This window comes from bacterium, from assembly GCA_041648665.1.
Lineage (GTDB): Bacteria > UBA10199 > UBA10199 > 2-02-FULL-44-16 > JAAZCA01 > JAFGMW01.
Map to the genome: position 1 here is coordinate 1 of JBAZOP010000110.1, position 8,611 is coordinate 8,611.

Here is an 8,611-nt window from a genome sequence, read left to right on the forward strand (position 1 = left end):
GCTGCCTGCGGCGCACGCGTCCTTCACTATCGTGGGCTCAAAGTCCTTCATGAACGCGTGGCGCGCGGTGGTCTCCACGCAGAGATTGGTCATGACCCCGCATATCACGAGCGACTCGACCCGCCTCTGTCTCAACTTCCTAGCGAGGTCGGTGCCCTCGAACGCGCTGTAGCGCCTCTTGGTCAGGTATATCTCGCCCCTCATCGGTTTTATCTCGTCGATCAGCTCCGACTCGGGATCGCCAAGGCGGGGGAGTTTGCCGTTCCACCACCTGCCCATCTGCCCTGCCGTGTCCCTCTTCGGATGGGCATGCCTCGTGATGACCACTGTGAGTCCCCTCTCCCTGAACGCGGCGATGAGCTTGAGCGCGTTCGGGATGAGCGATCGCGGGGGAGCAAGATACGCCTCCGCCCCTCTGGCGAGGAAGTAGCGCTGCATGTCTATGACGATCAGCGCGGACCTTTTTATGCAAAGCTCGTTCATCACGCCTCTCTGAGGATGAGTTTTGTATCTAGGTTGCATGGGCCTCTGAGTCAATAGCCAGGCGGCGTGCCCGGGCATCCGCGGCCGGGGGCCGGATTTCGAATATTGCAAATGCCTCAATGATAACCTACTGTTGCCGCTCAGGGGGAGATTTGAAGAGGGTTCTCATCACATCGGTTCTTGCCCTTGCGGTCGCGTTTCTTCCGCAGATCTGTTTCGCGGACGAGCAGGAGCAGTCCGATCCGACCGTCAAGGTCGAGGTCCCCGCCAGCCACTATACGAGGAAGGCCGCGTTCTTTCCCTTGGAGCTGCCTGTCTACGCCCTGAAGCTTGCGCTCTGGCCCATCGGCGAGGGGTTGGGTTTCCTCGAACGCAAACACGTCTTCGAACGCGGGGCGGAGTTTCTCTCGAACGACGCGAAGACCTTCTGGGTCTACCCTATCATCGACTGGGGCGCGGGCACGAGCTTCGGAGGCGGCGCGGGCTTCAAGTACACGGACCTGTTTCATCAGGGATATGTGCTCACCGGCAGCTACAGGATACACATCGACCTCAACCAGTACATCAACCTCTCGCTGTTCAAACACGACGCTTTTTATCTCTGGGACAAGCCGGTCTCCTTAAAGAGCCGACTCGAAGTCGACGACTTGAGGAGCATGGATTATTACGGCAAGGGCGACGATACGCCGCGGAGCGACCGCTCCAGGTATTCGATTACCTCGATAGACTGGGACGGGCGGCTCATATATGAGCCGATGAAAAACGTCGAGGTTGACGCAAAGCTAGGCGTTCTTGCTGCGACGACCGGGCCGAGCACGTATGGCGGTTATCCTTCGGTGGATACAACTTTCAGCGCGGCCGAGCTCCCAGGCTTCGAGCGATGGCTCACATACCTGACCCTTGGGATGGGTGTGGCCCACGACACCCGCGACAACACGCTCAAGCCTCAGAAGGGTGGGAGGCGGGAGTTCTCCTTCTATCGCTACCAGTGCCTGACCAGCGACTCCTTCAGCTTCAACCAGTACGTGCTGGATTTCACCCAGTACTTCCCGCTCTGGCGGCCAGGGGTCACGCTGGGCGTGCGCAACAACTGGACGTTTCAGCAGGAGTTCGGCGGGCGAAGTGTTCCGTTCTACCGTCTCACCCTGCTGGACTATCGCTCGCCCCTGAGGGGATTCAAGCGAGGGAGGTTCCACGATCTCTCCAGCGTGCTCTTCAACTTCGACTACACCTATCCGGTCTCCAGCCTCGTGGAGGGGCTCATCTTCGTGGACACCGGAAAGGTCTTCGACGGCGTGACCAATTTCAACTTCGATAACTGGAGATATTCGGTGGGCGGCGGTTTCAACGTGACCCTCTTCAAGATAACCCTGCTGAGGTTCAGGGCCGCTTACGGAGGAGAGGGCGTGAACCTGATCTTCGGGATGGCGGTGTCTATATGAGGAAGACGATCGTGACGACGCTTGTGGCTGCGGCGATGCTCGCATCGTGCGCGCCGAAGAAACCCCTGTACTATCCGGCGGTGCGCTGGATGAGGGACGACGACAGAAGGCCTATCGAAATGCCCAAGGTGAGCGAGCGGGAGATCGAGCTCGACGCAGTCGACAGCGACACCCACAGGGAGATGGAGCGCCTGCTCTCCTCGACCGGAGCCTTCGCCGCCGGGTATCAGGACGTGGGGACAGGCGGAAAGCAGGAGGCGCTCAACGTCAACAACTTCGACGAGGTGGCCGACTCGTCCTGGTTTCAAAACCGCATAGGCAGGCGCGAGGTGACGATCGCGGAGATGGTTCGCGGGACGGCGGAAGCGTTCAAGCCCTCCGGCGCGGGTCCTCTGGAGATCCTGTCGGCGAAGACCGAAGGCGTGGTGCCCAGGGTTTTTGTCAAGGACGGCGGCGGCAGGCGGTTCATGCTCAGGTTCGAGAGGCCCGGCTTGCGCGGCGTCGGACTCGGCGCCGAGATCGTCTCGAGCGCGATCCTGAACGCCGCGGGCTACAACCTGCCGAAGGATGCCCTGATCGAGCTCGACACGTCGAGGCTCGTCCTCGGCAAGGATGCGAGGACCCGCGACAGATACGGGGAGATCAGGCCGATGACCGACGAGGACCTGAAAAATATCGTCGCGAAGATAACCGGCGGGAAGAAGGGCTCGGTGAAGGCCGTGTCGAGCGCCTTTTTCAAGGGCGAATACATAGGGCCGTTCGATTTCAGCGGACGGCGCCGCGGCGACAAGAACGACCGCATTCCGCATCAGCACAGGAGGGAGTTGCGGGGTTATCAGATGTTCTGCGCGCTTCTCAACATATTGCTGACTTCCTCTTCGCAGACCGCGGACGTCTTCCTCCGGACCGACGGCGAGAAGGGCTATGTGGAGCACTATCTCTTCGATCTCAGTTCGGCGTTCGGCGGCGTGGGCAGTTGGTTCAAGGCGAGCGATGATAATGAGGAGCACGTCGGCGCCAAGGGCACGGTCGCCAATTTCTTAACCCTGGGCATCAAGGACCCGGGGCTCGATGCCAAAGGGCCTGCCGAGGAATTCAAGTTTCTGGGCGTCGGTCCCTTCGATCCCGGAAAATGGAGCCCGCGCTACAACAACGAGGCCTTCGCGCACATGACTCCCCGCGACGAGTTCTGGGCGGCGCGCATCCTGATGCGATTCTCGGATGGCGCGATAGCGGCGATCGTCGATCGCGCCGGTTTCCCAGACGCCAAGGTCAGGGACTACGTCAAAAAGTCGCTGATCGCTCGCAGGGACGCCATCGGCAGATACGCCTTCTCCGGGCTGAATCCCCTCGACGGGTTCGCGATCGACGGCGACGGCGGCTCGGTATCGTTCAGCGATCTCTCCGTGGAGTACGGTTTCGCGAAGCGCGATGGGACGAAATACAGGTACTCGCTGGGATCGAGGATGGGCCGAGCCGTGCTGGCGCCGTGGGCTGAGACGAGAGATACGAGGGTCGCGATGCCCGGCGATCTTGTGACATCGATGGATCCGTCGAGGATCTACGTGCTCAAGATCCAGACTAAGCGAACAGGCGAGGAGTGGTGGTCCTCTTCGGTGGATGTTTTCCTCAAGCGGAGAGACGGCGGACTCGATATCCAGGGCATCGAACGGCGCTACGGCAACCATTGAAGGCGGCGCCTTCTAGCCGCGCGCCTTTATCCAGACAGCACTCTGCGGGAACGGTATCTCTATTCCCTCCTTCTCGAACCTCTTGTGCATGCGCCTGTTGAGTTCGCGTTTCACCGCCCACTGCTGGAGCGGTTGGGTCTTGATCCAGAGCCTCAGCGTAATCGAGGAGTCGCCGAGATCGTCCACACCCAGCATCTCAGGTTCATTTATGATCAGCTCCGGCATGTCGGACTTGAGCGCCCGGGCCTCTTCCGAGAGCACGCGCATCGCCCGGTCGAGGTCCGTGGCGTAGGCGACTCCTATCTTGTAGTCCACCCGCGACCATTCGCTCGTCAGGTTCTTGACCGTGGTTATGCTGCCGTTCGGTATCGTGATCAGCATGCCCTCGGTGTTGCGCAGCTGGGTTATGCGCAGGGTCATGCGCTCGACCACACCCGCCTCGTCGCCTACCATCACCACGTCGCCGACCGCGAACTGGTCCTCCACGAGGATGAATATCCCGCTGACTATGTCCTTTACCAGGCTCTGTGCTCCGAAGCCGATGGCGATGCCGGCGACTCCGACTGTGGCCAGCAGGGCCTTGAGGTCAAAGCCGAACGACCCCATGATCATGAGCAGCGCCACCGTGAAAATAACGATGGTCGCGCCGTACCTGAAGGTGTGGCTGAGGGTGTCCACGCGCTGTTTGCCCCTGACCGTGCTCTGCTGAGCGAAGGGGGTGATGTGCTCGACGAGCAGTCGCACCAGGCGGTTCACGCCCTTGAGCGCCAGCACGGCGACTACGATTATGACGGCCGCCTTCAATATCGGGGCGTACCAATTCGACATGATCTCCAGCGCTTTGTCCCATATCATGATGATGCTTTCTGTCCCGAACATATTTCCTCCGCGGTCCTCTATCAGTCCTCAGTTGACTACCGGCCTTCCGCCCAGGCCTCCGAGTATCACGTCGATGAGGCCGTCGACTATGGCGCCTTTCTCCAGGCGCGCGTTCCTGAACACGATCTTCTGCACCATGAGTTCGCGGAATCCCCCCGTGATTATGCACGCGGCGGCGCTCGGGTCCACCTTCCTCACGAGGCCCAGCGAGATGCCCTTGTTGAGGGAGGCCTCGATGATGGAGATCAGCCTGCCGTAGAAGGCCCTCAGCTTCCCGTCGATCTCCGGGTTGAGGCCCACCGCCTCGTTGAAGATGATCTTTGCCGGTCCGGGTTTTTTCGTGATCGCATCGACGAGCCTCTCCACGTTAGCGCGCATCTGCTGCGCCGGCGGCATGCCGGAGCCGAGCTCTATGGTCTTTATCTGGTCGCCCAGGTGGGCGATGAAATCGTCCAGTATCCTGGAGAACACGTCGAGCTTGCTCTTGAAGTAGAGATAGAAGGTGCCTCGCGCCACGCCCGCCGTCTCGATGATATCGCTCACGCCGGTGGAGTGGTAGCCGTTCTTCGCGAAGCACCGCGTCGCCGCCTGCATGAGGGTGTCCTGCCTCGCCCTTGCCTTCATAGCGGACCCTCCATTGCTGATGCTCGCGCGCCGATGTTGCTGAGATAGGTGCGGACGAGATTTCTCAAGTCCGTCTCGCCGTCGAAGAAGAGCGACACGATCGGAACCCCCAGTTCTCCCTCTATCTTCTGGAATATGCCTGCGGTCAGCGTGCCGGGCATGCAGCCGAACGGGGCGCAGTTTATGATGAGGTCCGCGCCGTTGCGCGCGAATTCGACGGCGCGGCCGAGCGTGAGTATCGATTCGCCGTCGAAGCGGCGCGGCATGAAGCGTTCGCCGGCCTTTATCGTGCTCGAGATCGCGGGCTCCATCCTGTCCCCGATGATCGGGGCCATGTGCTTCGCCATGGATCGGCCCTTGTGCATCATGTAGGCGTTCTTGAGCCCCTTCTTCAGGCGGACGAGCGCGCCCATCTTCTCCTCGCGCGCGAAGACAGAGTCCATGAAGGAGAGGTACTGGAACCATTCGGTGACAGGGGCGAGCCACGCCTCGCCGCCCGCGTCCTCTATGGTCTCGACGAGATCCCCGTTCGTGAAGGTGTTGCAGCGCACGTATATCTCGCCCACGATTCCGACGAGCGGTTTTTTCACGGGCAGCGTCTTGACTCGGCTGAGGCGGGCCGTGCTCTCGGCCAGCGCCTTGCCGACGTCCGAGCCCTTCTCGCAGGCGAGGGATGCGCGCTCGATCTCCTCCTTGATCAGCGCGTCGAAAGCGTCGCGGTCGGCGGCGTATGGCCTCAGCCTGCAGCGCGCCTTGTACAGCAGGTCTCCGGCCATCAGCGCGTTGTAGAGCCTGCGGCTTGTCGTGAGGTCCGTGCCGTACGTGCCCGATTCGTCGTCCCAGGCCTCCACGCGGGTGTTTTTGAATCCGGCCTCGTCGAGGATCATCCTGTGCAGCGTGTTGTATTGTCCGAACCTGCACGGCCCCTTTGCGGAGGGCATGAAGAGGACTTCTCTCTCGGGCGCGGCCGATTTCTTGAGCACCTGCAGGAATGCGCCGATGGTGGCCGGGGCGGGCACGCATTCCGTGCCGCGGCAGTACGACTTGGCCAGGGTGAAACCCTCGACGGTCTCGGAGGTCATCGCGCGGGCGTTCGTCCCCACGCTCCGGAGCGCTGCGGCCATGAGTGTCACGCCGACGGGGTGCAGGGGCGGGATCCAGACGGTCTCCGGGATCGATGGCGGTTGAACCTCGTTCTTGACCTCACTCCTGACTTCGATCCTGGCGTCGACCTTGACCTCAACCTTCGTCTTTTCTCCGGCGATCACGTCGCGGAAGGCCTCGAGCCTCGTGATGTATCCGGCGTCCGCGCTGTGCTCGTCTAGCTCCAGCATGAGCATCGGCTTGCCCTTCATTATGTGCTCCACGTACGTCTGGATGAACGAGTCCGGCCCGCAGCCGAAGTTCGTGAGATACACGGCGTGGAGCCTCTTGTGTCTTGCGACGAAGTGCGCGGCCTGGAGTATCCTGCGGCCGTAGCGCCAGTACATGTTGCGGAACATCGGATCGACCGCCACGTCTTTCAGAGGCAGCATGTCCACCGTGAGCACCGTGATGTCGAGGTCTGCGATCTTCTGGGGGAGACCCAGGTTCGCCCCTGCGTCGTAGACGTTGTAGGGCCTGCCCAGTATCACGATGCCGGATCCGCCCTCGCGCTCAATGCGTTTGAGCGCCTCCGCGCCTATCTTCTCCAGCTCTTCCGTGTACGCGGCCTGTGCGCGCTGCGCCGTCCGCCACGCCCTCTCGATATCTCCGCGGGTCGCACCCAGCATCGGCGGGAGCTCGCGCGCCAGCGAGTCGACGATCATCTCCATCTTCCACTGGAAGTTGATCACCGGTTTTAAGATCTTCGTCTCCTCGTCCTCCATCAACCCGGCGGCGGAGACGATCGAGGGGAGCGCGATGTTGTAGGGACAGAAGACGCTCCGCGAGAAACGGTCGTCGTGCGGCTCGCCCTGGACGACGTACGGCAGGAATACGTGCTGCACCTCCGGGTCGCACGCGAGCTGGCGTATGTGGCCATGCGCGAGCTTCACGGGGTAGCAATAGTCCGCGCTGATGTACTCCTGTGCCTGGGCGAGCGTTTGGTCGTCGGTGGGCTTGGAGTAGATCACCCTGGCGCCGAGCTCCTCGAAGAGCGTCTTCCAGAACGGCATGTAGGTGTGGTTGAGCAGCGCCTGAGGTATTCCGATCGTGGCCTCGGGGTTTTCGATCTTCCTGTGGCCCGCGGAGTGTCGCCATGCCTTCTGCCTTGCGCGCATCGGGTCGTAGCAGGGGTTGACGCGGACGCGCTTCTCCTCCGGGTCCCGTCCGCACAGATAGCCCCAGCTTGGGGCAGCGCCGCTCGCGTCCCCCTCGATCGAGGCCCTGGTCGTCCTGCAGTAGTTGGAGCAGAGCTTGCACTCCTCGTGGGTGAGCGCAACCTTTGCGTCCGCAAAGCCCAGGCCGCGGAACGAGGTCGCCAGCTCCTTCTTCGCCACCTCTTCGAGGGCGATCAGCGCCACGCCGAACGCGCCCATGACGTGGCAGTAGGGCGAGACGAAGATCGGGGATCCGACGAGTTTTTCGAACGCGGCCACCAGCCCCCGGTTGCGAGCGGTGGCGCCCATGAAGCATATCTTTCTTTTCGAGTAAGGCCTCCGGCCGACCACGCGGTTCAGATAGTTCTGGACCACGGAATAGAGGACGCTGCCCATCACTTCCCTTTGTTCGAAGCCCTGGCGGATGAGCGCGTGCACGTCCTGCTCCATGAAGACCGTGCAGCGGTCCGACGAGAAAGGGGGCTCTGTTCCCATCACTGCGTCCCCGATCTCGGTGAGCGCGAAGCCGAGCTTGCCGGCCTGCTCCTCCACGAACGATCCGGTGCCGGCCGCGCAGACGTAGTTCATGTTCGAGTCGTGCGGCACGCCCTCGCGCAGCGAGACGAATTTCGCGTCCTGCCCGCCTATCTCGAATATCGTCTCCACGTCCGGCGCGTCGCGCGAGGCGCCCTTCACGTGGGCCGTGATCTCGTTGATTATCCTGTCGGCGCCGGTTATCGCGCCGATCATCTTGCGTCCCGAGCCGGTGGTGCCGGCCGCCTTCACCGATATCCTGCCGCGCGAGGCGCGCGAGACCGCGGCGAAGAGTTTCTGCACGGCTCCGATTGGGTCTCCGGAGGTGCGGCGGTAAAAATCGGCGATGAGCTCGCCCTGCATGTCGAGGATCGCGGCTTTGGTGCTCGTGGAGCCGATGTCCATGCCGATCACAACGTCGCCCTCGATGTCGCGGTGCAGCCTCACCTCGGTCCCGTCATCTGTGAACGATTCGCGGCAGGAGAAGTCGGGATAGGAGGATTTTTCGAGGATGAGCGCAGGCCTTCGCGGCGTAGTCTTCTCCACGCTCGCATCTGCGAGCGCACTCCAGCGTATCTTCCCGTCGATCGGCTGCGCGGCCTTCATGGCGCCGCGCGCCGAGAATGTCTCGGGCTCCTCCGGTACGATGAGGGGAGAG

Annotated in this window: 6 protein-coding genes; 2 read left to right on the forward strand and 4 right to left on the reverse strand. The window is 62.0% G+C overall.

What is annotated here, in order from left to right:
- On the reverse strand, window positions 1-483 hold a 483-nt coding region (locus tag WC683_18010), incomplete at its 3' end, for an isochorismatase family cysteine hydrolase (GenBank protein MFA4974505.1).
- Window positions 484-635: 152 nt separating this feature from the next.
- On the opposite strand from WC683_18010, the gene WC683_18015 reads away from it, so the two are divergent.
- Together WC683_18015 and WC683_18020 are read left to right on the forward strand one after the other, a co-directional pair.
- A complete protein-coding gene (locus tag WC683_18015; protein ID MFA4974506.1) occupies window positions 636-1,925 on the forward strand; it encodes a BamA/TamA family outer membrane protein in 1,290 nt (429 codons plus the stop codon).
- Complete coding sequence (locus tag WC683_18020) at window positions 1,922-3,616, forward strand: hypothetical protein (protein MFA4974507.1); 1,695 nt, start codon at window positions 1,922-1,924, stop codon at window positions 3,614-3,616. Before WC683_18015 ends, WC683_18020 begins: the two co-directional genes overlap by 4 nt.
- Window positions 3,617-3,628: 12 nt before the next feature.
- On the opposite strand, the gene WC683_18025 is transcribed toward WC683_18020, so the two are convergent.
- The 3 genes from WC683_18025 to WC683_18035 form a co-directional block, all read right to left on the reverse strand.
- The gene (locus WC683_18025; protein MFA4974508.1) at window positions 3,629-4,495 is read right to left on the reverse strand and encodes a mechanosensitive ion channel family protein; all 867 of its coding nucleotides are present in this window, start codon (window positions 4,493-4,495) and stop codon (window positions 3,629-3,631) included.
- A 27-nt stretch (window positions 4,496-4,522) separates the two neighbouring features.
- Window positions 4,523-5,119, reverse strand: coding sequence for a TetR/AcrR family transcriptional regulator (locus WC683_18030; GenBank protein MFA4974509.1), 597 nt, complete (start codon window positions 5,117-5,119; stop codon window positions 4,523-4,525).
- On the reverse strand, window positions 5,116-8,611 hold a 3,496-nt coding region (locus WC683_18035; protein MFA4974510.1), incomplete at its 5' end, for an acyl-CoA dehydratase activase-related protein. The genes WC683_18030 and WC683_18035, both read right to left, overlap by 4 nt.

Coding starts and splice junctions, on each gene's coding strand:
- WC683_18020 (MFA4974507.1), top strand. CDS start 1,922: ATGAGGAAGACGATCGTGACGACGCTTGTGGCTGCGGCGATGCTCGCA.
- WC683_18025 (MFA4974508.1), bottom strand. CDS start 4,495: ATGTTCGGGACAGAAAGCATCATCATGATATGGGACAAAGCGCTGGAG.
- WC683_18030 (MFA4974509.1), bottom strand. CDS start 5,119: ATGAAGGCAAGGGCGAGGCAGGACACCCTCATGCAGGCGGCGACGCGG.